The sequence below is a fragment of the Kutzneria sp. NPDC052558 genome, from assembly GCF_044547355.1.
Classification (GTDB): domain Bacteria; phylum Actinomycetota; class Actinomycetes; order Mycobacteriales; family Pseudonocardiaceae; genus Kutzneria.
Genome location: NZ_JBIUAG010000032.1, coordinates 1 through 25737 on the forward strand (window position 1 = coordinate 1; position 25737 = coordinate 25737).

The window sequence follows — 25737 nt, forward strand, 5'->3', positions numbered from 1 at the left end:
CTCCGCCTGCCTCGATACGCAAGAAGCTTATGCCATCGCCCCCCTCCACACAAAATCCACCCTCCGATTGTCGAAGTGGAAAGTCTGTGTTGCCGGTCGCTTTCGCAGGTTGCCGGCTTTGTGTTGTTGGAGGGGGTGTTTCGGTTCGCTGTGGAATTGTCAAAGAACAGGTGCGGTGGGCGGTATTCGGGGCGGGTCGTGGTCAGTACTGGTGGGGTTGAGTGGTGTAGTGCCGGCCCTGGGGAGTGACCCAATGCAGGGTGCCGTCGTCGTCGAGGGTGACGGTGTGGTCGCCGTGCTTCAGGTGGTGGTGGTGTTGGCAGTAGCCCTTGAGCTGGTCCGGGTTGGTTTTGCCTTGGGGCCAGGGGATGGTGTGGTCGATTTCCTGGATGGGGTTGATGCAGCCGGGGGCGCAGCAGGTGCCGCCGTCACGGAGCTTGGTGAACTCCCGACAGCGGGCCGGGGGCTTGTACAGGTGGGTGGCCATCGCGGCGGCTCGCTGATACTCATCGAGCAGGACCCCACGCCACGGGCCGAGCATGGCGAGCTCGCGGGCGGAGTCGGCGCTGATGGGGCCGTAGCCGTCGAGCAGGCCCGGGTCCTCGGTCAAGCCCATGAGGGTTTCCATGGAGAGGGTGACGTGGACCTGGACTGTGCGGTCGATGCCGTACCCGAGGAAGCGGTCCAGGAAGGCGTCGACTCGCTTCTGGTCGGTGGTGCGGCAGTCCTTGCACAGCGCGCGGGCGTCGGCGGTGGCGATGTCGTAGCACTGCCGGGCGTCGATCGCGGACATGCGGATGCGGAGTTCGGCCATGCCGTTGGGCAGGGGGTAGAACTCGATCCGGCGTTCCTTGTCACGGGCCTTCTGGCGGCGCTGCTCGTAGCCCAGCGGATCGGCCTCGGCCACGAGCTTGGTGGTCCGGCGCGCGAGTTGGGTGCGGGTGAGCTCGGCGGCGACCTCGACCAGCTGGTCTTCGATCTGGGGGATCGTGGCGGGGTCGAGGTGGACCACCCGCTCGTCCACGGTCTCCACCCGGCGTAGGTCGATCTCCCCGCGCCGCAGCTGCTCACACAGCCGAGGCAGCCGGTCCAGGACCTCGGCGCGCTCCTGTTGGCGGAACAGGGACTGCTCCGACTCGTGGGTGGCCGTGGACATCTCGGCCAGGTCGTCGAAATTCCGAAGAATGCACAGCCGAGCGTGGTCGGCAACCGCCGTGATCTTGCGGGCCATGACGAATGCGGTGACTTGTTGCTCGGGTGTGAGGGTGGAGAGATCCGCGCCGAGGAGCAGGTCCAGCATCGCTCCCGAAGGCTCAGTGGACTCCAGCTCTCGGGTGATTTCTTCCATGCCTCCTAGAATACTCCCGGTCAAGATCCAAATCGAACCACTAACGGGTGAACCTGTGTTTCATGCATAATCGAGACGACGACCCCACAACCAGCATCACGACCCCACCCAAAGCACCACGGCAACAATCATCTACACCTCCACGCTCCGGAGGGTGGATTTTGCGCGGAGGGGGGCGATGGCATAAGCTTCTTGCGTATCGAGGCAGGCGGAGCCTGCCCGATAGCGCCTTGATACGCCATCGCCCAGAGGTCTCCGCGCAAAATCCACCCGGAGTCACTAACCAAACTGCCCCCGGAGTCAGCTGGATAACGCCCCCTCACCCCTCAATCAGACTTCACCCCGCCGCCACCAACCCAAAACGATCCACCCACCCCCCAAACCGAACAATGCCCCCACCCCTGAGCCCGGCAGGACCCCCAAGCGCAGCCCCACCCACCGACACCGACCAAGCCACGCCCTTGCTCCCCCCGACCCCCGACCCGACCCCGACCTCGACGCCGTAACACTGGCCGGCCCCACTAGGATGATCCAGCGTCGCGACTGGCGTGATGGGGTGGAATCGACCACCGGGGAGCGACTCGGAGAACGGTGGCGTCGCGCGCCTGGGTGTCAGCTGCCACAACCGCACCACAGGGGAGTTCGACGATGCATCAGCCCGCACTCACCGCACTGACCGCCACCGACCCGGAGCTGGCCGGACTGGTGGAGTCGGAGGCCAAGCGCCAGCACGACAAGATCCGGCTCATCGCCTCCGAGAACTACGTCTCCACCGCCGTGCTGGAGGCGACCGGCACGGTGCTGACCAACAAGTATTCCGAGGGCTACGCCGGCAAGCGCTACTACGAGGGCCAGCAGTTCATCGACCCGATCGAGCAGCTGGCCGTGCAGCGGGCCAAGGACGTGTTCGGGGTGGAGCACGCCAATGTGCAGCCCTACTCGGGCTCGCCGGCCAATCTGGCGATCTACCTGGCCTTCCTCAAGCCGGGCGAGACGGTCATGGGCATGGGCCTGCCCTCGGGCGGGCACCTGACCCACGGCTGGACGGTCTCGGCGACCGGCAAGTGGTTCAACGCGGTGCGCTACGGCGTGACCAAGGAGACGGGCCGCGTCGACATGGACGAGGTGCGTGACCTGGCCCGGGCCGAGCGGCCGAAGGTGATCTTCTGCGGTGGCACGGCCATCCCGCGCACGATCGACTTCCCGGCGTTCGCGGAGATCGCCCGCGAGGTCGGGGCGGTGCTGGCGGCGGACATCGCGCACATCGCCGGCTTGATCGCCGGCGGCGCGCACCCGTCGCCGGTGGGCCACGCCAACGTGATCTCCACGACCACGCACAAGACGCTGCGCGGCCCGCGCGGCGCGATGCTGATGTCCGACGCCGAGCACGCCTCCGCGCTGGACAAGGCGGTGTTCCCGGGCTTGCAGGGCGGCCCGCACAACCACACCACCGCCGGCATCGCGGTGGCGCTGAAGGAAGCCGCCACTGACGACTTCCGGACGTACGCGCACAACATCGTGGCCAACGCCAAGGCACTGGCCGAGGCGCTGTCCGAGCGGGGCTTCGACCTGGTCTCCGGCGGCACCGACAACCACCTGCTGCTGATCGACCTGACGTCCAAGAACGTCGCCGGCAAGCCGGCGGCCAAGGCGCTGGACCGGGCCGGCATCGAGCTCAACTACAACACGGTGCCGTTCGACCCGCGCAAGCCGTTCGACCCGTCCGGCATCCGCCTGGGCACGGCCGCCATCACCACCCGCGGCCTCGGCGTCGAGCAGATGCCGCAGCTGGCGGCCTGGATCGACCGGGTCGTGACCGCGGCCGCCGACGGCGACGAGTCCGTGGTCGACGCCACCGCGGCCGAGATCGCCGAGCTGCTGGCCGCCTACCCGATGCCGGGCTGGGCCTGATCGATGTCCGGCGAGTCCTATGGCTACGCCGTGGTCGAGGGCTCGCTGGAGCGGATCACCTTCGCCAACGAGGAGACCGGGTACACCGTCGCCAAGGTCGACACCGGCCGCGGCGGCGGTGACCTGCTCACGGTGGTGGGAGCGCTGCTGGGCGCGCAGCCGGGGGAGAGCCTGCGGCTGCGCGGCCGGTGGGGCAGCCATCCCCAGTACGGCAAGCAGTTCCACGTCGACTCCTACACCACCGTGCTGCCGGCCACCGTGCAGGGCATCCGGCGCTACCTGGGATCGGGCCTGGTCAAGGGGATCGGGCCGCGGATCGCCGACCGGATCGTCGAGCATTTCGGGCTGACCGCATTGGACGTCATCGAGACCGACGTGGGCCGGCTGATCGAGGTGCCGGGGCTGGGTCCCAAGCGCACCAAGCTGATCGCCGGCGCGTGGGAGGAACAGAAGGCGATCAAGGAGGTCATGCTGTTCCTCCAGGAGGTCGGCGTGTCGACCTCGCTGGGCGTGCGGATCTACAAGACCTACCGGGACGACTCGATCCGGGTGGTCAAGGAGGAGCCGTACAAGCTGGCCGCCGACGTGTGGGGCATCGGCTTCAAGACCGCCGACACGCTGGCCAAGGCCGTCGGCATCCCGCACGACAGTCCGCAGCGGGTCAAGGCCGGCATCCAGTTCACGTTGTCGGAGGCCAGCGGCGACGGGAACTGCTTTCTGCCGCAGGACGAGCTCGTGGCCAAGGCGGTGGAGATCCTGGAGGTCCCCAGCACGCTGGTCACCGACTGCCTGCGGGAACTGGTCGACGAGGAAGGCGTGGTCCGGGAGGAGATCTTCGAGGGCGATCCGGCCGCGATCTACCTGGTTCCCTTCCACCGGGCCGAGATCTCGCTGGCCAACCAGCTCTCACGGCTGCTTCGGTCCGATGTGGACCGTATGCCCTCGTTCGCGTCCGTGGACTGGGGCAAGGCCCTGGACTGGTTGAAGCGGTCCACCGGCACGACCTTGGCGCCCGAGCAGGAGCAGGCCGTTCGGTTGGCCCTGACCGAAAAGGTGGCGGTGCTGACCGGGGGACCGGGCTGCGGCAAGAGTTTCACCGTGCGGTCGATCGTGATGCTGGCCAAGGCCAAGAACGCCAAGGTGATGCTGGCCGCCCCCACCGGCCGGGCGGCCAAGCGGCTGGCCGAGCTGACCGGGGTGGACGCCGCCACCGTGCACCGGATGCTGGAGCTCAAGCCCGGCGGCGACGCCGCCTACGACCGGGACCGTCCGCTGGACGTCGACCTGCTTGTCGTCGACGAAGTGTCCATGTTGGACCTGTTGCTGGCCAACAAGTTGCTCAAGGCCGTGCCGCCGGGGGCGCATGTGCTGCTCGTCGGCGACGTCGACCAGTTGCCCAGTGTCGGGGCCGGCGAGGTGCTGCGGGACCTGCTGGCCGCCGAGCCCGTGCCCCGGGTCCGGCTGACCCAGATCTTCCGCCAGGCCCAGCAGTCCGGCGTCGTCACCAACGCGCACCTGATCAACTCCGGTCGTCAGCCGGTGACCGACGGCCTGCCCGACTTCTTCCTGTTCGCCCAGGACGACACCGAAGAGGTCGCCGCCCTGACCGTCGACGTGGTGGCCAACCGCATTCCCCGCAAGTTCGGGCTCGACCCCCGGCGCGACATCCAGGTGCTGGCCCCCATGCACCGCGGCCCGGCCGGCGCCGGCGCGCTGAACGTGTCGTTGCAGGAGGCTTTGACCCCGTCCAAGCCGTCCCTGCCCGAACGCCGCTTCGGCGGCCGCGTCTTCCGCGTCGGCGACAAGGTCACCCAGATCCGCAACAACTACGACAAGGGCGTCGCCGGCGTCTTCAACGGCACCGTCGGCGTGGTCACCGCACTGTCCATAGAGGACCAGACCCTCACCGTCCGCACCGACGAGGACGAGGACGTCGACTACGAGTTCGGCGAACTGGACGAACTCGTGCACGCCTACTCCATCACCATTCACCGCTCCCAGGGCAGCGAATACCCCTGCGTGGTCATCCCCATCACCACCAGCGCCTGGATGATGCTGCAACGCAACCTGCTCTACACCGCGGTGACCCGGGCCAAGAAGCTCGTCGTCCTGGTCGGGTCCCGCCGGGCCATCCAGCAGGCCGTCCGCACCCCCTCCACCGGCCGCCGCTACACCGCCTTGGCGCACCGGATCCGCATCGCCTGAGCCGGTGCTGTCACATCGGCGCGGCGACGGGGCTCATGGGTACACGTACCTGTTGAGGAGGACGGAATGCAGTTCGTGTTGGTGATCCACCACGGCACGTATCCCCTGCCGGGCACACCCGGGGCGGAGTCGGTGTCGGCGGTGGAAAAGAAGGCGGCCTACGCCGACTGGGCGGCTGTCAGCGCGATGGAGAACGTGGCCGGCGGGCCGCCGCTGGGCCTGCCCAAGGACGCGACGACGGTCAGGGTCGAGAACGGCTCGACCGTCCGGAGCGAGGGCCCGTTCCGCGACGCCACCAGCGCGGTGGGCGGGTTCCTGGTGGTCGAGGCCGAGGACCTGGAGGCCGCGGTCGGGATCGCGGCACGTATCCCACAGGCCCGCATGGGTGGTGCGGTAGAGGTGCGGCCCACGGCCAAGTACTGGTGAGGGGGGCGGGGCCCGGGCGGCCGGGCCCCGTTCGCTAGGTCCGGTCCATGACCGCGCGGACACGCGGGGTGTCGCGGATGACGTCGATGCGGACGATCCGGTCGTCGGCCACGGTGAAGACCATCACCGAGAACGGCTGCCCGCCGTGGGTGATCAGCGCGCCGATCGCGCCGTTGACCACCACCGGGCGCAGCTGGCCGCCCTGCGGGGCGCGGGACTGCTTGGCCACCGCCGACGCGCCGTGCACGACGGTCGGCGGCCGCGTGCCGCCGAAATCGGTTCGCAGCACGATTTCCGGATCGAGGACCTTGACCAGCGCGTCGAAATCCGCCGCCCGCGCCGCCGCGTAGAAGGCATGGACGACCTTGCGCTGGCGAGCCAGATCCGGTTCCGGCCGTGGGATTTCCGCGCCGTGCACTCGCCGCCGCGCCCGGCTGGCGAGCTGGCGGGTGGCGGCGGGAGTGCGGCCCATGATGTCGGCGATCTCGGCGAAGGACACGTCGAACAGGTCGTGGAGCACGAACGCCAACCGCTCCCCGGGCGTGAGCTGCTCCAGCACCACCAGCAGCGCGAGGCCCACCGAATCGGCCAGGAGCGCCTCCTGCTCCGGTCCTTCCTCGGTCACGAGCAGCTCCGGCCGGTGCGTGGCCCACGGGTCTTCCTTGCGGTGCCGACGGGACCGCAACTGGTGCAGGCACTCCCGGGCCACGACCGTGGTCAGCCAGCCGGCCAGGTTGTCGATCTGACCCGAATCGACCCGGCTCAGCCGCAGCCACGCGTCCTGCACCGCGTCATCGGCCTCCGTCACCGACCCCAGCATCCGATAGGCCACCGCTCGCAGTCGCGTCCGCTCCCGCTCGAACCGCTCGGCCAGCCACTCGGTCTCGTTCATCGGTCACACCGTCCCGTCGTCAAGGCTCTCCCTCATGAGCCCGCGGCTGCCCTCGATGTGACCGAGCTCGCCGGTCACCACGGCCATGGTGCGGGAGGTGACGAAGCCGAGCGCGGTGTTGAGCCTGATCATGTGGGTGTTCTCGGCCCCGGTGGACGTGGTGACGCGGGTGATCTCGGGATGGTCGGCTCGCAGCCACGAGGCCATGCGCGCCTTGATGTGCAGGCCCAGGCCGTGACCGCGATGGGCCGGCAGCACGGCGGTGTCGTACTGGTTGGCGACCTGTCTGTCGGCGGGGTACAGCTCGAGTTCGGTGAAGCCGGCCACCGTCCCGGACTCCTCGTGCACCGCGACGACAACGCGTTGTTCGACCCCCAACTCGGCCTGTTCCGTCTCGATCTGGCGGATGCGCTCGACGGTCCAGGCCGGGGACTCGAAGACCGCGTCGCCGAGCGGGGCGTCCTCGATCGCCCGGCGGGCGGTGGCGTAGGACGCGACCAGGTCCTCGGGCGCGTGATTGATCCACTGAACTGTCCGATAGCCGGCCGGGGTTCCGGCCGCCCAACGGGACACGTCCGCCTGCGGCAGCGCGAGATCCTGGATCACGGTGGTGTGAGTGCGGCGAAATCCCCGCTCCACGGCCCATCGTTCGCCGACTCCGTCGGCGGCGATCCACCAGCCCTCGATGATGGTGCGGCCACGGTCGCGCAGCACGGGCAGGACGGTGCGCAGCAGCGCGGAGCCGACGCCGCGACGGCGAAGGTCCGGATGCACGGTGATCTCCACCGCCCCCTCGGCGCCTTGCTCGGGCACGATGAGCCGCAGGAAGCCGGCCAGCCGGTCGTCCAGATAGGCGGCCCAGCGCAGCCGCTCGCCCTCGCCCGGATCCGGATCGCGCATCCGTCTGACGATCATCTCCGCGGTCGCGTGCTGCGGGACGTCCGGCCAGTCCACGGCCCGGCTGGCCAACACCAGCGCCGCGCACTCGTCCAGCGCCGCCTGACCGCATCTGTCCGGGAAAAACGGTTCGATGCGGGGCGGCGGCGTCGTATCGTTCACGCTTTCCATGTCTAGCAAGGATGCCGCCTTGAGCCTTGGTCCGCCGCCGCAACGCATCACTGTCGACGCCGCGCAGGTGCGACGGCTGATTGCCGACCAGTTCCCGCAGTGGGCCGGGCTGCCGATTCGGCCCGTGGCCAAAAGTGGTTGGGACAACCTCACATTCCACCTCGGGGAGGCGATGCTGGTGCGCCTGCCCAGCGCCGCCGAATACGCCCTGGCCGTGGCCAAGGAGCAACGCTGGCTGCCGGCCCTCGCGCCCCGGCTGCCGCTTCCCGTCCCCGTCCCGCTGGCCCAGGGCCGGCCCGACGCCGACTATCCGTTCCCGTGGTCGGTCTACCGATGGCTCCCCGGCTCGGCCGCCCGTCCGGACCGCATCGCCGACCCCGTTCGCTTCGCGCTGGACCTGGCCGCCTTCCTGGCTGCCCTCCAGCGCATCGATGCCGCCGACGGTCCCCAACCGGGCACGCACAACTGGTTCCGGGGCGGCACGCTGCGTACCTTCGATTCCCTTGTCCAGCGGGCGTTCGCCGCCCTGGACGGCCACATCGACGTGCCACTGGCCCGCGAGATCTGGGCTTCCGCGCTCGACACCCCCTGGGACGGCGTGGAGACCTGGTTCCACGGCGACATGGCTCCCGGCAACCTCCTGCTCGTGGACGGCGACCTGTCCGCCGTCATCGACTTCGGCACCTGCGGCGTCGGCGACCCCTCCTGCGACCTCGCCATCGCCTGGACCCTGCTCACCCCGACCGCCCGCGCGGCCTTCCGCCGCCGGCTCGCCGTCGACGATGCCACCTGGGCCCGCGCCCGCGGCTGGGCCCTGTGGAAGACCCTCGTCACCTGCGCCCGCGGCGACGAGGAGGCCGCCACCATCCTCGACGGCATTCTCGCCGACGCGAGTCAGGCCGAGTCGTAGAGCCGCATCTCCGTCTGGTCCGGCGGTTCGAAGACGAGGCTCCATGCCTCGAGGTCGGCTCGCGTGATGGGCGGATCCTCATGGTTGCGGCCGTGAATGCGCCGGCACAGCTCATCGAGCGGGACATTCAGGTAGACCAGTTCCACCGAGGCGCCCAGCTCTCTGGCCTCGACGCGCAGGGCGTCCCGCTCGGCGCGGCTCCAGGTTCCCCATTCGACGATGACGGTCACGCCGGCCCGGAGCAGGTCCTTGGCCAGCGACCATTGCAGCTTCTCCACCCGGTCGCGCATCGCCGAGTCCCACAGGTTCACGCCCAGCGCGTCCATCCACTCGTCGGGAGACAGCCGAGCGCCACCCCGCTGCTCCGCGAGCCGTCGGGCATGGGTGGTCTTGCCGCTGCCCGGCAGCCCGCAGACGATGATCAGACAGCCGGTCAGCACGATGCCTTGGTCCCGTCCGGGGTGACGGCCTTGTTCCAGACGGTGTCGGCGTTGCCGGCGTCGGCCCCGCGGCCGGCGGAGTAGACGGCGGTGGGCGCCATGGAGCAGATGTCCTGGTTGAGGTAGGCGAACTGGGTCAGCAGCGGATCGCTGCGGGACGTGTTGGCGGAGAGTCCCCTCCGCCGGTCGCGATAGCGTCTGCGGACGAATGGCACCGCTGCGGTTGACACTGTTGTCTCCCCAAGTGTTTCGACCCGCCGTGCCGGGAAGCCGCGCTCCGTTGGAGGTCCAACGGAGAAACCGTCGGCCGTGTGACTGCGATCGCGTCGGTTCACTCGAATGCCGGAAACCGTTTCCTGGCGGTCAGGGAACACGGCCGGTCAGTTCGGGGCCGGGCCGGTGGAGCCGCGGACGTTGAGGGTCAGCGGGGCGGTGACCCTGGTGGGCGGTTCGCCCGCGATGTCGGACAGCAGGGCCTCGACGGCCATGCGGCCCAGCGATTCGGCGGGGATGGCGACGGAGGTGGCTTCGGGGGAGAGGTAGCGGGCGAGGTCGACGTCGTTGAAGCCGATCAGGGAGAGGTCGCCGGGAATGGCGACGTGCAGCCGGGAACAGGCCCGATACAGCGCGGCGACGAGGATGTCGTCGTCGCAGAAGATGGCGGTGACGTCGGTGCGGCGCAGGAAGCGGGCGGCCAGCAGGGTGGCCTCGTCGATGTCGAAGGGGGAGCGGTAGCGCGCGGGGGTGAGGCCGTGGCGGCGCAGCTCCGAGGTGAGAAAGCGTTGCCGTAGCTGGAAAGTGCGGCGACGGGCGGCGGCCTGGGCGTGGCCGATGCGGCGGTGGCCGAGGTCGTGCAGGTGGGCGACGACATCGCGCAGCGCGGCGGCGATGTCGATGTCGACGGCGGACCGGCCGGCGGGATCGGGGCATTCGACGAAGACGACGTGGTCGAGGTCGGCGGCCAGGCGGGCGGTGACCGGGGCGGCCTCGGCGTAGACGACGGCGCCGGCGAACATGCCGACCTTGCTCATGGAGACCAGGCGGCCGGCCCAGTCGTCGTCGGAGCCGGTGTCGACCAGCAGCACGGCCATGTCGGCCGAGCGGGCCGCCTGCTCGGCCCCGAGCAGCACGCGGGCGAAGTAGGGATTGCTGACGTCGGGCACGGCCAGGGCGAGCACCTGGGGCCGGCCGCCGCGCAGAACGCGGGCGGGGGCGTTGGGCACGTAGCCGAGGGCGGCGGCGGTGGACTCGACCAGCGCCCGGGTGCGGTCGGAGACCCGGCCGGCGGCCCGCCCGGAGAACACCAGGGACACGGTGGTCTGCGAGACGCCGGCCGCGCGGGCGACATCGACGCTGGTCACGGACCTGCGACTGGGCAACGGTGGGCTCCCTCGACGGTTCGTGCTAGCTTGCCACGTACTACGTAGTACTCCCACAGTGAGGACCCGCCCATGGCGACGGCCACCCGGATCGACTGGACGCGACAGCACTGCCGGCTGCTGACGGCGATCGGCGCGGAGTTCGCGGTCACGCGGCCGTTCGAGGGGGTGACGATCGGCGCCGGGATCCACCTCGAGGCCAAGACGGTGGCGCTGCTGACGACGCTGCGCAAGGGCGGCGCGGAGGTGGTGGCGACCGGCAATCTCAACAGCACCCAGCCGGCGGCGGTCGAGGTGCTCCGGTCCGAAGGCGTCACGGTGATCGGGGCGCAGACCCGGGACGAGGGTGAACACGGCCGGTACCAACGGGAATTGCTGGCCAGGCGGCCGGATCTGCTGCTGGACAACGGCGGCGACCTGTTCGCCCGGTACCTTGAGGACCCGTACCCGGGCCTGCGGGGCGGCACCGAGGAGACGACATCGGGCCGGATGCGCCTGGAGCGGCTGCGCGAGCGGCTGCGCCGGCCGATCCTGGTGATCAACGACAGCCCGATCAAGCAGTTCGCCGAGAACCAGCACGCGGTCGGCCAGAGCGTGCTGGAATCGTTGCTGCGGCTGACGAATCGGGTCACCAACGGCCAGCGGGTGACCGTCGTCGGCTACGGCGCGTGCGGCCGCGGGGTCGCCGACAACTTCCGCGGCGCGCACGCCAAGGTCTCCGTCGTGGAGGCCGACCCGGTCACCCGGCTGCGGGCCCATCTGGACGGTTTCGACACCCCGCCGAGGGAAACCGCGCTGTCCACAGCGGACGTGATCATCACCGTCACCGGGGCCAGCGGGGTGATCACCGCCGGGGATCTGCCGTTGCTCAGGGACGGCGTGATCCTGGCCAACGCCGGGCACTTCCCGGTGGAGATCGACGTCGACGGCCTGCTCGACACGCCGGGGGCGGCCGTCCGCGAGCGCGAGGACGACCTGGCGACCCTGGAACTCGCGGACGGCCGCCGGATCCACCTGGTGGCCAAGGGACACATGGTCAACCTCGCCGGCCCGCGGGCGCTGGGCAACTCCATCGAGTCGATGGATCTCGGCTTTGCCTTGCAGGCCCGGTGTCTTGAGGCCGTTGCCCGTGGTCGGGTGGACGAGACCAGCTGTGTGGTGCCGGTGCCGGTGGAGATCGACGCGCAGGTGGCAAACGCTTACCTGGCCGATCGTTATCAGTAGCGGACGTCCATGGCCAGCAGCCGCGAGTACCGCGAGCTGTTCGGCGCGCCGCCGGGCCAGGACGCGGCGCGGCTGCGGGCCGACGGCTCGTGCGGGGTGCAGTTGCCGTGATCGGTCTGCCCGAAGGGGTTATTGGTTGGACGGGCGCGCGGCCAGGGGATTCACTGCCCCCATGCTTCCCGAGGGGTACCGGACCGGGCGTCCGTCGCTGGCCGACGTCACAGAGATCCTGGAACTGGTGCACGCCAGCGACATCGCCGCGATCGGCTACCCGGACTACACCGCCGACGACGTGACGGCGGCGCTGACCGGACCAGGGTTCGACCCGGCGGCCGACTCCTGGCTGGTGCGGGACGGCGACGGCCGCCTGGTCGGCTGGGGCCATCTCACGCCGGAGGACTGGTTCTGCGAGGCCTATGCCCGGCCGGGCGAGGGCCCGTCGGTGCAGGCGACGCTGATCGACCTGCTGGTGGGGCGGGTCGCCGAGCGCGCGCCGGGTGACGTGACGGCCGAGGCCGGCGCGCTGCCGGCCGAGGAGCAGTACATCGGGGTCCTGGCGGACGCCGGCTTCGTGTTCTACCGCCAGCACGCGCGGATGTCCCGGCCGCTGACCGGGGACGAGCAGCCGCCGGCCGGCACTGCCGTTCGTGCCATGAAAGCCGAGGAGTTGCCGGCCTGCGTGGAGATCCTGCGCGCGGCGTTCGGCGACAGCCACGACTACGCCGCGACCGCGAGCCTCGCGTTGGCCGAGTGCCTGGTGGCCGTGACCGAAGACGGCGAGCTGGCCGGGGCCCTGCTGTCGACCGATCACGCCGAGGACACCGGCGAGGGCTGGGTGAAGTGGCTCGGGGTGCATCCGGACCACCGCCGGCGCGGGCTGGCCGCCGCGCTGCTGTCCACGGCGATCGCCGCCAACGCGCGGCTGGGGCGCAAGGCGGTCGGGCTGGGCGTGAACACGTCCAGCCCGACCAAGGCCTTCACCCTGTACGAGCGCCTGGGATTCGCGGTGTCGTACCGGGCCAACATCTACCGGCGGCCGGTGACTGGGACCATGGGGGCATGACCACACGGGTGATCCTCGACTGCGACCCCGGCCATGACGACGCGTTGGCCATCCTGTTGGCCGCGCGCCGCCTCGACCTGCGGGCGATCACCACGGTGGCCGGCAACCAGACGCTGGCCCGGACCACGCTCAACGCCCGCCGGATGTGCACCGTCGCCGGCATCACCGACGTGCCCATCGCCGCCGGCGCCGACCGTCCGCTGGCGCAAGATCCCTTGTACGCCGGGGAAATCCACGGCGAGAGCGGCCTGGACGGCCCCGACTTCCCGCCGCCGACCGTCGACGCCGATCCCCGCACCGCCTTTCAGCTGGCGTCCGATGTGCTGTGCGAGCCGACCACCGTCATCGCCACCGGCCCGCTGACCAACGTCGCCGCCCTTGTGCGCCAAGGCATCGAGAACATCGAGCGCATCGTGCTCATGGGCGGCTCAACCGGCCGCGGCAACATGGCGCCGCTGGCCGAGTTCAACATCCTGGCCGACCCCGAGGCCGCCGACGTCGTCTTCCGCTCCGGGCTGCCGATCACCATGTGCGGCCTCGACGTCACCCACCGGGCGTTGGCCACACCTCAAGTGCTGCAACGGATCCGGGACATCAACACGCCGCTGGCCCGGGTGTGCCACGAGTTGCTGACCTATTTCGCCGACTCCTACCGGGCCTACTTCGGCTTCGAGTGCCCGCCCGTGCACGACCCGGTCGCGGTGGCGGCCGTCATCGACCCCACGATCATCGCCGCCCGCCCGGTCAACGTCGAGATCGAGCTCACCGGCACGCACACCCGCGGCGCCACCGTCGTCGACCTGGACCGGGTCACCGGCCGCGAGCCCAACGCCCTGGTCGCGACCGGACTGGACGTGGACCGCTTCTGGGACCTGATGATCGGCGCTATTCGTTGAGCAGACCCTTGCGGAGCTCCACGAGGGTGCGCGCCAGCAGGCGGGAGACGTGCATCTGGGAGATGCCGATGCGGTCGGCGATCTGGGTCTGGGTGAGGTTGCCGAAGAAGCGCAGCATGATGATCGTGCGCTCCCGCTCCGGCAGCTGCTGCAGAAGCGGTTGCAGCGCCTCGCGGTTCTCCACGCCCAGCAGCTCGGGGTCCTCGTCGCCGAGGGCGTCGCCGAGCGAGACGGACTTGTCGGTGCCGACCAGGAGCTCGTCCAGCGAGGAGCTGCGGTAGGCGTTGGACGCCTCCAGCCCCTCGTACACGTCGTCCTTGCTGATGCCCAGGTGTGTGGCCAGCTCGCTGGGCGTCGGCGCGCGGCCGAGGTGCTGGGACAGCTCGTTGGTGGCGGCGGTGATGGCCAGGTGCAGCTCCTTGAGCCGCCGCGGCACCCGCACCGACCAGCTGGTGTCCCGGAAGTGCCGGCGCACCTCGCCCATGATCGTGGGCACGGCGAAGGACAGGAAGTCGCTGCCCCGCTCCGGGTCGAAGCGGTCGATGGCGCTGATCAGGCCGACGGTGGCGACCTGCACGAGGTCGTCGTGCGGCTCGCCGCGCTGCCCGAAGCGCCGCGCGATGTGCTGGGCCACCGGCAGGAACTCGGTCACCAGCTGGTCCCGCAGCTCGGTGCGCCGCGGGTCGTCGGCGTCCAGGCCGGCCAGCTCCCGCAGCAGCGGATCCAGGTGCGCGTAGTCGTTGGTGGCGTGCTCAGAAGATCGAGTCACAGTCCCACCTCGCTGGCGCTCGGCGAGTCTGCGACCGAGAACGCCGCCGTGGTGAATGGCTCCTTCGCAAGCTCAGTCACAGAGCCACCGCGTCGGATCGCTTCTTCACCAGATCGAAGCGCAGGACATGACTGTCCCCGGGGCCGGGCACGACCCAGGTGTTGACGGCGTCGGTGAGCGCGGTCAGCACCCGCCAGCCGAAGCTCTCCCGGCTGGGCGGGGTGAGCGAGGTGGTCGGGGCCTCGGCCGAGAAGTGGATCTGCTCCTGCTCCACGGTGAACCGGCACACCAGCTCCGCCTCGGGCACGGACCGCGAGATCAGCTCGGAGCACGCCTCGTCCACGGCCATCTTCAGGTCGGAGATCGCGTCCAGCGTGAAATCGGCCCGCATCGCCAGGTCCGCCGCCACCGCGCGCAGCACCGACAGGTGCACGGGCGCGGCGGCGATGCGCACCTCCACATCGGCCCCGGGCAGAGGCTTGTCGTTGGTGCTGGACTCGTGCTCGCTCACTGTCACCTCGGTGCCGTCGACGTCTACGTCGGCCATTGTTCCCCCCTGATCTCAGCCGGGCGCGCCGACCGCGTCGTCCCGGGTGGGAAACGTGGTCAACACCTCATCGAGTCCGGTGATCTCCAGCGGCCGCCGCACGGTCCGGCCGGTGGCCACCACCCGTAGTTCCACCTGCTGCCGCTCGGCCTCGTGCGAGGCCTCCACCAGCACGGCCAGCCCGGCCGAGCCGAGGAAGGACACGCCGGCCAGGTCGATCACCAACACCGCGCAGTCGGCCAGCTCGGCCGTCACGACGGCCCGCAGGCGGGGCGCGGTGAGCATGTCCAGCTCCCCGCTGACGGAGGCCACGACCACGCCGGGAGCCGGCCGGTCGAGCACCACCTCGATGGGGAGCGCGCTGCTGCTGCTGTTCTCGGTCACAGTTCCTCACGTGGAGTGGGAAGGGGCACCTGTCGGGACATGGCACCGACTCGAACGCGGCGGCTGGTTGCTCAACCACTGCGGATCCAACCGTAGCGCACGAGTCCGGGTCGCGTTGATCAACCGAGCGCCTGCCAGGTCATCCTCGCGGCCCGCATGGCCGGCTCCGGGGGCGCGGTCACCGGCCCGACACCGGGCTCCTGGTCGGCGACCGGCGTCCCGCCGACCACCTCCACCAGCGCGGCCGACAGGTCCCGCAGCTTGACGTTGAAGTGCTGGCTGGACCGCACCAGCGTGCGGAACGCCGCCGCGGCGTCGCAGCGCTGGGCCCCGATCAGCAGCCCCTTGGCCTGCTCGATGAGCCGCCGGTTCTGCACCATCTCCACCATCTGGTCGGCCCGCAGCACCTCGTCGGCGCAGAACTCGATCACGGCGGTCGCGGTGGCCAGCAGCGGCTCGACCTGGTCGATGACCCGGAGGTCGTCCTCCTTGGGCTCGTGGTCGGTGTAGACCGACAGCACCGACGGCCCCTCCTCGGTCCAGCTGCCCGGCACCGCGGTGACCCAAGTCACCCCGTCGGGCATGGCCCGGACCAGCGTCTCCTCGCCGGACGCGGCGGCCACCACCGGTCCCTCGCCGCTTTGCCACTGCTCGACGTCGTGCTCAGCGGCAACGCCGATCGCGCGCAAGCTCCGTGAGCACGTGCTCACCCCGGCTCCGTCACAGCCCGGAACGGCCGTGACCAGGTGCTTGAGCAGCCGGTCCAGCAGTTCCGGGCCGAATCTCACTTCGTCCACGGCGCCGGGGTACCCGGATGGGGGAGATCACCAAACCTGAGGGTTTGGCCACGTCGGGGACGGGTACCAGAGTGCGGACGAGTTCGCACGAGGAGGCGCGCTATGACCGATGTGCACCGGCTGCCCACCCCGGTCTCGGAGAACTGGGACTGGCAGCGCCTGGGCTCCTGCCGCGGCGCCAACAGCGCGGTCTTCTTCCATCCGGACAGCGAGCGCGGCACCGCGCGGCAGGCGCGGGAGGCCAACGCCAAGCGTATCTGCTACTCGTGCCCGGTGCGCGCCGAATGCCTGCGGCACGCGATCCAGGTGCAGGAGCCCTACGGCATCTGGGGCGGCATGGGCGAGAACGAGCGCCGCGCGGTGATCTCGGCCGACCGGCGGCGCATCAAGTCAACCGCCGGCTGACACCTCGACCACGGTGACCGACTCCGGGCCGCCGGGCTCGGCCGAACTGAACAGCACCGTGCCGGCGACCTCGATGTGGTTGCCGCCGAGGTTGCACACCACGCGCAGGCCGCCGCGGTGCAGCACGAGCACGCGGTTGGCCTCGTCGACGTCCACGGTGAACTCGTGCAGGCGGGGGTCGGCCAGCTCGGGCCGGCCGCGCCGCAACGCGATCAGCGCCCGGTAGGTGGCCAGCATCTGCGCGTGCCGGCCGGTACCGGCTTCGTCCCAGCGCAGCTTGGACCGCTCGAACGTGGCCGGGTCCACCGGATCCGGCACGTCCTGGGCGGCCCAGCCGTGGTCGGCGAACTCCTTGCGACGGCCGGTGCGCACCGCGTCGGCCAGCTTCGGGTCCGGGAACGAGGCGAAGAACTGCCACGGCGTGGACGCCGCCCACTCCTCGCCCATGAAGATCATCGGCGTGTACGGCGAGCACAGCACGATGGCCGCCCCGCAGGCCAGCAGGCCCGGCGACACCGTGTCGGACAGCCGGTCGCCGGTGGCCCGGTTGCCGATCTGGTCGTGGTTCTGGAGGTAGCCAAGGAACCGGTGGCCGGGCGTGGTCAGCGTGTTCACCGGGCGGCCGTGGTGGCGGTCGCGGAACGACGACCAGGTGCCGGCATGGAAGAACACGCCGGTCAACGTGTGCGCAAGCGCTTGCAGGGAACCGAAATCGCCGTAGTAGCCCTGGCGCTCGCCGGACAGTGTCGCGTGCAGACAGTGGTGCAGGTCGTCGCTCCACTGGGCCTGGAGGCCGTAGCCGCCGGCCTCGCGCGGCGTGACCAGCTTGGCGTCGTTGAGATCCGACTCGGCGATCAGGCTCAGCGGCCGTCGCAAGTGGACGGAGAGCGCGTCCACTTCGGACGACAGCTGCTCCAGCAGATGGGTCGCCCGGCGGTCGGACAGGGCGTGCACGGCGTCCAGCCGCAGGCCGTCCACATGGAAGTCACGCAGCCAGGACAAGGCGTTGTCGACGACGTAGCGGCGGACCTGGTCCGACTGCGGGCCGTCCAGGTTGAGCGTCGGGCCCCAGATGGTCTCGCCGGCGAAGTAGGGGCCGAACCGGTCGAGGTAGGCGCCAGACGGGCCGAGGTGGTTGTAGACCACGTCCAGCAGCACGGCCAGGCCGCGGTTGTGGCAGGCGTCCACGAACCGCTTGAAGCCGTCGGGGCCGCCGTACGGGTCGTGGGCGGCGTACCAGAGCACGCCGTCGTAGCCCCAGCCGTACGGGCCGTCGAAAGCGTTGACGGGCATGACTTCCACGAAGTCCACGCCGAGCTCGACCAGGTGGTCGAGCCTGCCGATGGCCGCGTCGAAGGTGCCCTCGGGGGTGAAGGTGCCGATGTGCAGCTCGTAAACGATGCCGCCGGGCAGCTGGCGGCCGGTCCAGGCGTCGTCGGTCCACCGGAACCCGGCGTGGTCGTAGCGGCGTGAGCGCTCGTGCACGCCGTCGGGCTGCCAGCGGGACCGCGGGTCCGGCAGCTCGTCCGGCTCCTCGTCCAGCTGGAAGGCGTAGTCCGGCGCGGCGTCGGGCACCTCGACCCGCCACCAGCCGTCCGCGCCGGCCGTCATCTCGTGCACGGAAGGTCCATTGTGGACCCGAACGCGGGATCGGTTCGGGGCCCACACGGAGAATTCGGTCACGAACGCACCACCAAGGCTACCGGGTAGGAGGACAACAGCTCGGACAGCAGGGGATTGGCGGCCACGGGCCGGCCGGTGATCACGTCGGTCCACTCGCCGGCCGGGAGGGGGAGCACGGTGTCCCGCCAGCCGCCGGCGTTGTCCAGGCCGATCGGCAGCCGCGTGCACACGGCCACCACCCCGTTGCGGGCGAAGGCCGTCACGTGCTCGGCCGCCGGACCCTGGGCCGGCACCGGGCGGTAGCCGGTGAACAGCTCCGGCCGGTCCCGGCGCAGCCGCAGCGTCCGGGTGGTGACCAGCAGCTTGGCCGCGCCCGAGGCGTCGATGTCGGGCAGCCAGCCGTCGTCGACGCGGGCCAGCAGCGCCGCCCGCTGCTCGAAGTCCACCGGCCGCCGGTTGTCCGGGTCGACCAGCGAGAAGTCCCACAGCTCGGTGCCCTGGTACACGTCCGGCACGCCCGGGCCGGCCAGCTGCATCAGCTTCTGCCCCAAGGAGTTCGACCAGCCGGCCGGGGTGATCCGGTCGACCAGCTCGGTCACCTCGGCCATCAGGCCGGCGTCGCCGAACACGTCGTCCGGCCAGGCGGCGATGGCCTTGTCCACCTCGGGATTGCCGTCCACCCAGGAGGTGGCGACCTTGGCCTCCTTGGCCGCCTTGGCCAGGTACTCCCGCAGCCGGTCGGCGCTGATCGGGTACGTGCCGACCAGCGTCTGCCAGCCCAGCCGGGTCAGCGACCGCTCGGGCAGCGGCCGGGCCTGCGTCCACCGGGCGAACGCGGTCTCGAACTCCACCTCGGACAGCGCGGCCAGCCGGGCCCGGACGTCCTCGGACCGCTTGGTGTCGTGAGTGGACAGTGCCGTCATCGTCGCCGGCGACCCGGCCTCGCGGGCCTGCATCGCGGCGTGGAACTCGGCCGGCGAGACGCCGAACCGGGACGGGTCGCCGCCGACCTCGTTCAGCGCGACGAACCGGTTGTAGCGGTAGAAAGCGGTGTCCTCGACGCCCTTGGCCATCACCATGCCGGAGGTCTGCTGCACGCGGGTGGCCAGCTCGCCGTGCGGATCGGCCAGCATCAGCCGGGCGATCTCGGCCGCCTGCGGACTCGTCGAGGCCGCCTGCTCCAGCGCGGCCCGGCCCTCCGGCAGATAGCTGCGGTAGACCGGGAACATGGACAGCAGCTCGATGACCGTGTCCTCGTCGTCGAAGGGCAGCAACGCGTTGATGCGCCGCACCTCCGCCCGCAGCAGCGTGCGCGCCGCGGCCACCTTGCAGTGGTCCTCCAGGAACTGCAGCGAACTCGGGTTCGGCGGCTCGCCGCTCGGGTCGATGAACAGGCCGCAGACCTCGCGCAGGGCGTCGTAGCCGGTGGTGCCGGCGACCGGCCACGACACCGGCAGCGACTCGCCGACGCCCAGGATCTTCTCCACCACGATCCACGCCTCGGGCGCGGCCTCGCGCAGCCGGCGCAGGTAGCCGCCGGGGTCGGAAAGCCCGTCCGGGTGATCGATCCGCAGGCCGTCCACGCCCCAGCTCAGCACCTCGCGGTGCGTCGCCTCGAACACCTCGGGATCCTCGACCCGCACCGCCGCCAGCGTGGTGATGTCGAAGAACCGCCGGTAGTTCAGGTCGGTGTTGGCGGTCCGCCAGTGCGCCAGCCGGTAGTGCTGGCGGTCGTGCACCTCCCGCGGCGTGCCGCCGGCGGTGCCGGGCGCGATCGGGAAGATGTGCTCGTAGTAGACGAGGTGATCGCCGTCGACGGTCAGCTGGTCCAAGCCGTCCTCGTCGCCCAGCACCGGCACCAGGATCGGCGCGCGGGACCAGTCGATGTCGAACTTGGCGGCGTGCGCGGATTCCCGGCCGTGGCGCAGCACGTCCCACCACCACGGGTTGGCCTGCGGGATCGAGATGCCCACGTGGTTGGGCACGATGTCGACGACAAAACCCATGCCCAGCTCGCGAAGCCGGTGTTGCAGCACCTCACGGGCGACCGCGCCGCCGAGGCCGGCCGAGGTCGAGGTCGGGTCGGTGACGTCGTAGCCGTGGGTGGAGCCGGGCGTGGCCTGCAACAGCGGCGAGGCGTACAGCGCGCCGACGCCCAGCCGGTGCAGGTAGGTCGCGACCTGCTTGGCCCGGTCGAAACCCATGCCCGGCCCGAACTGCACGCGGTAGGTGGAGGAGGGGATCATTCGGCGCTCCGCTGGAGCACCACCAGGGACCGGGCCGGCACCGGCAGCGTCGAGCCGCCGGCCAGGTGGGTGTCGGGCTCCTCGTTGGACTCCAGCGAGGTGTCCACCACCACACGCCAGTCGCTGCCGTACTCGCCGTCGGGGATCCGGAAGTCGACGACCTCGTGCCAGGCGTTGAAGCACAACAGGAACGAGTCGTCGGTGACCCACTCGCCCCGCCGGTCCAGCTCGTCCATGGCGTCGCCGTTGAGGAAGACCCCGACCGCGCGGCCGAAGTCGGTGTCCCAGTCGGCCTCGGTCATCTCGTCGCCGTCCGGGTTGAACCAGGCGATGTCGCGCCGGTCGTCGCCCTTGCGCAGCGGCCGGCCCTGGAAGAACTTGCGCCGCCGGAACACCGGGTGCTTGGCCCGCAGCGCGGCCATCCGGGCGGTGAACTCGACCAGGTCGGAGTTGGTCTTGGCCAGCGACCAGTCCACCCACGCGGTCTCGTTGTCCTGGCAGTACACGTTGTTGTTGCCCAACTGGGTGCGGCCCAGCTCGTCGCCGTGCAACAGCATCGGCACGCCCTGGGACAGGAACAGGGTGGCGATGAAGTTGCGCCGCTGCTTGGCCCGGATGGCCAGGATCTGCGGATCGTCGGTCGGGCCCTCGGCCCCGCAGTTCCAGGACCGGTTGTCGTTGGCCCCGTCGTTGCCGTCCTCGCCGTTGGCCTCGTTGTGCTTGTCGTTGTAGGAGACCAGGTCGTTGAGGGTGAAGCCGTCGTGCGCGGTGACGAAGTTGATGGAGGCGAAGGGCCGCCGGCCGTCGTCCTGGTACAGGTCGGAGGAGCCGGTGATGCGGGAGCCGAACTCGCCCAGCGTGCCCGGCTCGCCCCGCCAGAAGTCCCTGACGGTGTCCCGGTACTTGCCGTTCCATTCCGTCCACAGTGGAGGGAAGTTGCCGACCTGGTAGCCGCCCGGCCCGACGTCCCACGGCTCGGCGATCAGCTTGACCTGGCTGACCACCGGGTCCTGCTGCACGATGTCGAAGAACGCCGACAGCCGGTCCACGTCGTAGAACTCGCGGGCCAGGGTGGCGGCCAGGTCGAACCGGAAGCCGTCCACGTGCATCTCGGTCACCCAGTACCGCAGCGAGTCCATGATCAGCTGGAGGGTGTGCGGGTTGCGGGCGTTGAGCGAGTTCCCGGTGCCGGTGTAGTCCATGTAGTACTGGGGGTCGTCGTCGACCAGCCGGTAGTACGCCCCGTTGTCGATGCCGCGCATGGACAGCGTCGGCCCCATCTGGTTGCCCTCGGCGGTGTGGTTGTAAACCACGTCGAGGATCACCTCGATGCCGGCGTCGTGCAGCGAGCGCACCATCGCCTTGAACTCCTGCACCTGGTTGCCCAGCGCGGCCTGCGACGCGTAGCGGTTGTGCGGGGCCAGGAAGGCGATCGTGTTGTAGCCCCAGTAGTTGCTCAGGCCGCGCTCGGTCAGGTGGTGGTCGTCGATGAACTGGTGCACCGGCATCAGCTCGACCGCGGTCACCCCCAGCCGGGCGAAGTGCTCGATCATCACCGGGTGGGCCAGGCCGGCGTAGGTGCCGCGCAGGTCCTCGGGGATGAACGGGTGGTTGATCGTGGTGCCGCGCACGTGCGCCTCGTAGATCACCGTCTCGTGGTAGGGCCGGCGTGGGCGGCGGTCGTCGGCCCAGTCGAAGAACGGGTTGATCACCACCGACTTGGGCAGGTGCGCCGCCGAGTCGGCGTCGTTGCGCTCCTCCGGGTTGTCGAACCGGTAGCCGAACAGCGACTCGTCCCAGTCCACCGCGCCGTCCACGGCCTTGGCGTACGGGTCGATCAGCAGCTTGTTCGGGTTGCAGCGCAGGCCGTTGGCCGGATCGTAGGGACCGTGCACACGGTAGCCGTAGCGCTGCCCGGGGCCGATGCCCGGCAGGTAGCCGTGGTAGACGAAGCCGTCCACCTCCGGCAGCCGCACCACGGTCTCGGCGCCGTCGGCGTCGAACAGGCACAGGTCGACGCTCTCGGCTACCTCCGAGAACAACGCGAAGTTCGTGCCGGCGCCGTCGTAAGAGGCGCCGAGCGGGTAGGAGGTGCCCGGCCAGGGACGCATTGCCGCTCTCCTTCCAGCGAGTGCCTGACGATCAAACCAGTCGGGCGGTCGATGGGCCACTGAACCAGGAAAGTGGGAGTGTGGGGGAGGGGTGACGTGTTTCACCCGTCGTCGCTGAGGAGGCGCTATGGCAGGCGTGGGCATCGCCGGTATGGGGCGGGCGCTGCCGCCGTCCGTGTCGCAGCGGGAACTGTGGGACGGCTACTTCCGGCGACACGTCGACTCGCCCGGCTTCGGGTCCCGCATCTTCGCCAACTCGGGGGTGGCGCGGCGGCATGCCGTGCTGAATCCACTGCTGGAGGACGTGTCCGGCTGGTCGACCGGGCAGCGCATGCGCCGCTACGCCGCCGAGGCGTCGCCGCTGGGGGCCTCGGCGGTGTCGGCGGCGCTGGCCGACGCCGGGGTGGCCGCCTCGGAGGTGGGGCTGTTCGCCGTCGCCTCCTGCACCGGGTACGGCAGCCCGGGCGTCGACGTGCACGTGTCGCTGGATGTCGGCATGCCGTCCGACCTGCGGCGACTGGTGTTCGGGCACATGGGCTGCTACGCCGCGATTCCCGCCTTGGGTGCGGTCTCCGACTACGTCGCCGCCCACTCCCGGCCGGCGGTGCTGCTCAACGTGGAGCTGACCTCGCTGCACGTCCAGCCGGCCGGCATCGCGCGGGACCAGATCGTCGCCCACGCCCTGTTCAGCGACGCCGCCGTCGCCACCGTGCTCACCCCCGGCGGCTCGCTGCGGGTGGTCGACATGGTCGCCGTCACCGACGCCGCGACCCCCGACCACATGACCTGGGAGGTCACCGACCTCGGATTTCGGATGGGGCTGTCATCCAAGGTGCCCGACGTGCTGGCCGTGCACCTGCGGCCGGCCCTGGACACCCTCCTCGGCCGCAACGGCGTTCGCCACGTCGCCGGCTGGGCCGTGCATCCCGGCGGGCCGCGCATCCTCGAAACCGTCGAAGACGTCCTTGAGCTGCCTTCCGACGCCCTGGACGCCTCGCGGGCCGTGCTGTCCGAGCACGGCAACTGCTCCTCGGCCACCGTGCTGCTCGTGCTGCAACGGCTGCTGCCCGTGGACGGGCCGATCGTGATGCTGGCCTTCGGACCGGGGTTGACCCTCTACGCCCTGCTGCTCGACCACCAGTAGCCGTCTCCCACGCCCTGCCACCTCTTCCGCACCGGCCGATCCCTCCGCACCGGCTGTCCCCTCCACACCGGCTGTCCCCTCCACACCGGCTGTCCCCTCCACACCGGCCGATGCCTCCCGCCAATGCCCCGCCCTCAAGATCAAGGGACCGTTCCTCTCGCCCAACGCCAGGAAGGGCCCCTTCATGACATCGCCGCCATGATCAAGGGACCGAAGAGGAAGAGGGCTGCGGGCGGGGGTGATGGTCTACGCCCTGCTGCTCGACCACCAGTAGCCGTTGACGATTTCCTCCAGGCCGGCGAGGGTGCCGGTGCCGGCGTCGGGGTCGCCTTCGAGGGTAAGGCGCACGTCGGTGGCCCCGTAGTTGGCGTCGCGGACCTCGCAGGCGGCGCGGAGCTCGTCCGCGGGTAGACCGGTCTGTTCGGTGACGATGTCGAGCACGGCGGCCATGTGCGGGCCGCTGAAGCGGATCAGGAAGAACCAGTCCTCGAACGGCTCGGCCAGGCGGGCCCACTCGAAGTCCAGCAGGGCGGTGACGGTGTCGCCGTCGGCCAGCCAGTTGGCCCAGTGGCAGTCGGCGTGCACGGGGACGGCCGCCGCCGCCCGTGCCGGGGCGCGGTCGGCGATCTCCTTGAGGCCCTTGACGATCCGGGCCGGGACGATCTTGTCCCGGTCGGCCTGCTCCAGGCGTTCGATCTCGGCCAGGAACGGCTCGCGGCCGGTGAAGCCGCCGTGGTCGAGCTCCTCGGTCAGGATCTCGGTGGACTCGGGTTGCCAGTTGTGGAGGCGTTCGAGCCGTGCCACGGCCTGTTCGGCCAGCTTCCGCGCGGTGGTGGCGTCGGTGTCGGGCAGGTGCAGGCCGGGAGCGGTGCCGGGGACCCGGGTGTAGATCGCGTACCGCAGATCCTCGTGCTGACCGCTGGCCAGCAGCGGGGCCGTGATCCCCGCGGGCAGCAGCGGGGCCAGCGCGATCTCCCGCCGCAGCCGGGAATGCCGGTCCGTGTGGATCAGCTTCACCACCACGTCCGCGCCGACGAAAACCCGGTGGGACAGGCTCTTCGCCCGGTCCAGCGGACCCGGGTCGCGGCCCAGCGCGGCCTCGGCGATCAGACGGGCGATGTCGTTCATCGGAGCCCTTCGGTGAACACGGCCAGGGTCGGCGCGCCGAGAACGGCGAACACGATGTGGTCGAAGAAGCGGTTCCGGTCGATCGCCGCCTTGAACGCCTCGGCCACGACCGCCGGCTCGTTGCCGAACACCCCGCAGCCCCAGGCCCCCAACACCAGCCGCCGGTGGCCGTGCGCGGCCGCGACCCGCAACACCCGGGCCGCCCGCCGGTACAGGATCGCCGGGATGTCGCCGGCCCGGTCCGGCTGGTTGCCGCGGATCGCCGAGCGGTTCGGGGCCGCCGCCGTCAGGAACGAGACGTGGTACGGGGCGTCGAGCAAGTCGCCCCGGTCGTCGCGGAACACCGGGACGTCGGGGGAGTAGATCACCCGGTCGCTGTAGGCCAGGTCGGGGTCGGCCCGGTGATGGGCGTAGAAGTCCTTGGCCGCCAACAGATACGGGTACAGCGCCGAGCCACGGGCGATGCTCTCCTCCTGCGCCTGCGCCCCGTTGAGGAAGCCGCCGCCGGGATTGCGGGCCGAGGCGAACACCAGCGCCGCGACATCGCCGCCGAGGCGGCGGGTGGCTTGCAGGGTCGACTCGTCGGTCACGTCGATCCGGGGGAGCGCTTCCCCCGGCGAGGGCAGGGCCAGGGGCTCGTCCGGCGTATGAAGTCGGGTCTTGGCGGCGTCGACGGTGATCCGCACCGGGCCGTGCCCGGCGTCGTACCGACCGCGGTCGCAGATGGCCACCGTGGCGGTGGCGATCGCGCGAGGTCTGCTGCTCATCTCCCCCGTATTGTGCCGGCCCGGCACGCCCTGTGTCCTGCGGTTTTACGGGTC

At 70.5% G+C, this 25737-nt stretch carries 24 protein-coding genes and 1 riboswitch; of the genes, 9 read left to right on the forward strand and 15 right to left on the reverse strand.

All coding sequences use genetic code 11. The features are described 5' to 3' along the window. Positions 1 to 202: 202 nt before the first annotated feature. Positions 203 to 1348 (reverse strand): DUF222 domain-containing protein, encoded by a 1146-nt coding sequence (locus tag ACIG5F_RS38975; RefSeq protein WP_396525083.1) that lies wholly within the window; start codon positions 1346 to 1348, stop codon positions 203 to 205. A gap of 529 nt (positions 1349 to 1877) precedes the next feature. After that, positions 1878 to 1966, forward strand: a riboswitch (ZMP/ZTP riboswitch). Positions 1967 to 1996: 30 nt separating this feature from the next. Here ACIG5F_RS38975 and glyA point away from each other — a divergent pair. From glyA to ACIG5F_RS38990, 3 genes are all read left to right on the forward strand, one after another. Continuing rightward, positions 1997 to 3259, forward strand: coding sequence for a serine hydroxymethyltransferase (gene glyA / locus ACIG5F_RS38980; RefSeq protein WP_396525084.1), 1263 nt, complete (start codon positions 1997 to 1999; stop codon positions 3257 to 3259). Positions 3260 to 3262: 3 nt separating this feature from the next. Beyond that, positions 3263 to 5464, forward strand: a complete 2202-nt coding sequence (locus tag ACIG5F_RS38985; RefSeq protein ID WP_396525085.1) for an ATP-dependent RecD-like DNA helicase — start codon at positions 3263 to 3265, stop codon at positions 5462 to 5464. A gap of 66 nt (positions 5465 to 5530) precedes the next feature. Further along, positions 5531 to 5890, forward strand: coding sequence for a YciI family protein (locus ACIG5F_RS38990; RefSeq protein ID WP_396525086.1), 360 nt, complete (start codon positions 5531 to 5533; stop codon positions 5888 to 5890). Between the two features lie 34 nt (positions 5891 to 5924). Here the strand turns inward: ACIG5F_RS38990 and ACIG5F_RS38995 are convergent, their stop codons facing one another. After that, positions 5925 to 6782, reverse strand: a complete 858-nt coding sequence (locus tag ACIG5F_RS38995; RefSeq protein WP_396525087.1) for a sigma-70 family RNA polymerase sigma factor — start codon at positions 6780 to 6782, stop codon at positions 5925 to 5927. Positions 6783 to 6785: 3 nt separating this feature from the next. Continuing rightward, the gene (locus ACIG5F_RS39000; protein WP_396525088.1) at positions 6786 to 7850 is read right to left on the reverse strand and encodes a GNAT family N-acetyltransferase; all 1065 of its coding nucleotides are present in this window, start codon (positions 7848 to 7850) and stop codon (positions 6786 to 6788) included. Here ACIG5F_RS39000 and ACIG5F_RS39005 point away from each other — a divergent pair. Next, positions 7849 to 8760, forward strand: coding sequence for an aminoglycoside phosphotransferase family protein (locus ACIG5F_RS39005; protein ID WP_396525089.1), 912 nt, complete (start codon positions 7849 to 7851; stop codon positions 8758 to 8760). The two genes, ACIG5F_RS39000 and ACIG5F_RS39005, sit on opposite strands and share 2 nt — an antisense overlap. On the opposite strand, the gene ACIG5F_RS39010 is transcribed toward ACIG5F_RS39005, so the two are convergent. The 3 genes from ACIG5F_RS39010 to ACIG5F_RS39020 all read right to left on the reverse strand — a co-directional run bounded on the left by ACIG5F_RS39010 (position 8745) and on the right by ACIG5F_RS39020 (position 10579). Then, complete coding sequence (locus ACIG5F_RS39010; RefSeq protein ID WP_396525090.1) at positions 8745 to 9200, reverse strand: AAA family ATPase; 456 nt, start codon at positions 9198 to 9200, stop codon at positions 8745 to 8747. The two genes, ACIG5F_RS39005 and ACIG5F_RS39010, sit on opposite strands and share 16 nt — an antisense overlap. Next, entirely contained in the window at positions 9194 to 9430 is a 237-nt protein-coding gene (locus ACIG5F_RS39015; RefSeq protein ID WP_396525091.1) for a hypothetical protein, read from the reverse strand. The genes ACIG5F_RS39010 and ACIG5F_RS39015 overlap by 7 nt, the downstream gene beginning before the upstream one ends. A gap of 150 nt (positions 9431 to 9580) precedes the next feature. Further along, the gene (locus ACIG5F_RS39020) at positions 9581 to 10579 is read right to left on the reverse strand and encodes a LacI family DNA-binding transcriptional regulator (protein ID WP_396525093.1); all 999 of its coding nucleotides are present in this window, start codon (positions 10577 to 10579) and stop codon (positions 9581 to 9583) included. Positions 10580 to 10651: 72 nt separating this feature from the next. Between ACIG5F_RS39020 and ACIG5F_RS39025 the strand changes: the two genes are divergently transcribed. The 3 genes from ACIG5F_RS39025 to ACIG5F_RS39035 all read left to right on the forward strand — a co-directional run bounded on the left by ACIG5F_RS39025 (position 10652) and on the right by ACIG5F_RS39035 (position 13762). After that, a complete protein-coding gene (locus ACIG5F_RS39025) occupies positions 10652 to 11803 on the forward strand; it encodes an adenosylhomocysteinase (protein ID WP_396525094.1) in 1152 nt (383 codons plus the stop codon). A gap of 172 nt (positions 11804 to 11975) precedes the next feature. Continuing rightward, positions 11976 to 12866, forward strand: a complete 891-nt coding sequence (locus tag ACIG5F_RS39030) for a GNAT family N-acetyltransferase (protein WP_396525095.1) — start codon at positions 11976 to 11978, stop codon at positions 12864 to 12866. Continuing rightward, positions 12863 to 13762, forward strand: coding sequence for a nucleoside hydrolase (locus ACIG5F_RS39035; RefSeq protein ID WP_396525096.1), 900 nt, complete (start codon positions 12863 to 12865; stop codon positions 13760 to 13762). Before ACIG5F_RS39030 ends, ACIG5F_RS39035 begins: the two co-directional genes overlap by 4 nt. Here the strand turns inward: ACIG5F_RS39035 and ACIG5F_RS39040 are convergent. From ACIG5F_RS39040 to ACIG5F_RS39055, 4 genes are all read right to left on the reverse strand, one after another. Next, on the reverse strand, positions 13752 to 14531 hold the full coding sequence (locus ACIG5F_RS39040; RefSeq protein WP_396525097.1) for a SigB/SigF/SigG family RNA polymerase sigma factor: 780 nt from the start codon (positions 14529 to 14531) through the stop codon (positions 13752 to 13754). The two genes, ACIG5F_RS39035 and ACIG5F_RS39040, sit on opposite strands and share 11 nt — an antisense overlap. A 76-nt stretch (positions 14532 to 14607) precedes the next feature. Continuing rightward, positions 14608 to 15078, reverse strand: coding sequence for a hypothetical protein (locus ACIG5F_RS39045; RefSeq protein ID WP_396525098.1), 471 nt, complete (start codon positions 15076 to 15078; stop codon positions 14608 to 14610). A gap of 15 nt (positions 15079 to 15093) precedes the next feature. Further along, on the reverse strand, positions 15094 to 15462 hold the full coding sequence (locus ACIG5F_RS39050; RefSeq protein WP_396525099.1) for an STAS domain-containing protein: 369 nt from the start codon (positions 15460 to 15462) through the stop codon (positions 15094 to 15096). 119 nt (positions 15463 to 15581) lie between these two features. Further along, positions 15582 to 16259 (reverse strand): ANTAR domain-containing protein, encoded by a 678-nt coding sequence (locus ACIG5F_RS39055; protein WP_396525100.1) that lies wholly within the window; start codon positions 16257 to 16259, stop codon positions 15582 to 15584. Positions 16260 to 16361: 102 nt separating this feature from the next. On the opposite strand from ACIG5F_RS39055, the gene ACIG5F_RS39060 reads away from it, so the two are divergent. Further along, positions 16362 to 16664 (forward strand): WhiB family transcriptional regulator, encoded by a 303-nt coding sequence (locus tag ACIG5F_RS39060; protein WP_396525101.1) that lies wholly within the window; start codon positions 16362 to 16364, stop codon positions 16662 to 16664. On the opposite strand, the gene treZ is transcribed toward ACIG5F_RS39060, so the two are convergent. Genes treZ through glgX form a run of 3 tightly spaced genes read right to left on the reverse strand, consistent with a single transcriptional unit; the run spans position 16650 to position 22644 of the window. Continuing rightward, positions 16650 to 18347: a malto-oligosyltrehalose trehalohydrolase gene (gene treZ, locus ACIG5F_RS39065; protein ID WP_396525102.1), complete on the reverse strand. Its 1698-nt coding sequence runs from the start codon at positions 18345 to 18347 to the stop codon at positions 16650 to 16652. The two genes, ACIG5F_RS39060 and treZ, sit on opposite strands and share 15 nt — an antisense overlap. Beyond that, positions 18344 to 20533: a malto-oligosyltrehalose synthase gene (gene treY, locus ACIG5F_RS39070; protein WP_396525103.1), complete on the reverse strand. Its 2190-nt coding sequence runs from the start codon at positions 20531 to 20533 to the stop codon at positions 18344 to 18346. Before treY ends, treZ begins: the two co-directional genes overlap by 4 nt. Continuing rightward, the gene (gene glgX, locus ACIG5F_RS39075; protein WP_396525104.1) at positions 20530 to 22644 is read right to left on the reverse strand and encodes a glycogen debranching protein GlgX; all 2115 of its coding nucleotides are present in this window, start codon (positions 22642 to 22644) and stop codon (positions 20530 to 20532) included. Before glgX ends, treY begins: the two co-directional genes overlap by 4 nt. A 127-nt stretch (positions 22645 to 22771) precedes the next feature. On the opposite strand from glgX, the gene ACIG5F_RS39080 reads away from it, so the two are divergent. Beyond that, positions 22772 to 23788, forward strand: a complete 1017-nt coding sequence (locus tag ACIG5F_RS39080) for a type III polyketide synthase (protein ID WP_396525105.1) — start codon at positions 22772 to 22774, stop codon at positions 23786 to 23788. 246 nt (positions 23789 to 24034) lie between these two features. Here the strand turns inward: ACIG5F_RS39080 and ACIG5F_RS39085 are convergent, their stop codons facing one another. Together ACIG5F_RS39085 and ACIG5F_RS39090 are read right to left on the reverse strand one after the other, a co-directional pair. Then, positions 24035 to 24916, reverse strand: coding sequence for a phosphotransferase family protein (locus tag ACIG5F_RS39085; protein WP_396525106.1), 882 nt, complete (start codon positions 24914 to 24916; stop codon positions 24035 to 24037). Further along, the gene (locus ACIG5F_RS39090; RefSeq protein ID WP_396525107.1) at positions 24913 to 25683 is read right to left on the reverse strand and encodes a TIGR02452 family protein; all 771 of its coding nucleotides are present in this window, start codon (positions 25681 to 25683) and stop codon (positions 24913 to 24915) included. Before ACIG5F_RS39090 ends, ACIG5F_RS39085 begins: the two co-directional genes overlap by 4 nt. Positions 25684 to 25737 lie beyond the last annotated feature (54 nt).

Coding starts and splice junctions, on each gene's coding strand:
- ACIG5F_RS39025 (WP_396525094.1), top strand. CDS start 10,652: ATGGCGACGGCCACCCGGATCGACTGGACGCGACAGCACTGCCGGCTG.
- ACIG5F_RS38975 (WP_396525083.1), bottom strand. CDS start 1,348: ATGGAAGAAATCACCCGAGAGCTGGAGTCCACTGAGCCTTCGGGAGCG.
- ACIG5F_RS38990 (WP_396525086.1), top strand. CDS start 5,531: ATGCAGTTCGTGTTGGTGATCCACCACGGCACGTATCCCCTGCCGGGC.
- glyA (WP_396525084.1), top strand. CDS start 1,997: ATGCATCAGCCCGCACTCACCGCACTGACCGCCACCGACCCGGAGCTG.
- ACIG5F_RS39045 (WP_396525098.1), bottom strand. CDS start 15,078: ATGGCCGACGTAGACGTCGACGGCACCGAGGTGACAGTGAGCGAGCAC.
- ACIG5F_RS38995 (WP_396525087.1), bottom strand. CDS start 6,782: ATGAACGAGACCGAGTGGCTGGCCGAGCGGTTCGAGCGGGAGCGGACG.
- ACIG5F_RS39005 (WP_396525089.1), top strand. CDS start 7,849: ATGTCTAGCAAGGATGCCGCCTTGAGCCTTGGTCCGCCGCCGCAACGC.
- ACIG5F_RS38985 (WP_396525085.1), top strand. CDS start 3,263: ATGTCCGGCGAGTCCTATGGCTACGCCGTGGTCGAGGGCTCGCTGGAG.
- ACIG5F_RS39035 (WP_396525096.1), top strand. CDS start 12,863: ATGACCACACGGGTGATCCTCGACTGCGACCCCGGCCATGACGACGCG.
- ACIG5F_RS39085 (WP_396525106.1), bottom strand. CDS start 24,916: ATGAACGACATCGCCCGTCTGATCGCCGAGGCCGCGCTGGGCCGCGAC.
- ACIG5F_RS39000 (WP_396525088.1), bottom strand. CDS start 7,850: ATGGAAAGCGTGAACGATACGACGCCGCCGCCCCGCATCGAACCGTTT.
- treY (WP_396525103.1), bottom strand. CDS start 20,533: ATGATCCCCTCCTCCACCTACCGCGTGCAGTTCGGGCCGGGCATGGGT.
- ACIG5F_RS39030 (WP_396525095.1), top strand. CDS start 11,976: ATGCTTCCCGAGGGGTACCGGACCGGGCGTCCGTCGCTGGCCGACGTC.
- glgX (WP_396525104.1), bottom strand. CDS start 22,644: ATGCGTCCCTGGCCGGGCACCTCCTACCCGCTCGGCGCCTCTTACGAC.
- ACIG5F_RS39060 (WP_396525101.1), top strand. CDS start 16,362: ATGACCGATGTGCACCGGCTGCCCACCCCGGTCTCGGAGAACTGGGAC.
- ACIG5F_RS39090 (WP_396525107.1), bottom strand. CDS start 25,683: ATGAGCAGCAGACCTCGCGCGATCGCCACCGCCACGGTGGCCATCTGC.
- ACIG5F_RS39080 (WP_396525105.1), top strand. CDS start 22,772: ATGGCAGGCGTGGGCATCGCCGGTATGGGGCGGGCGCTGCCGCCGTCC.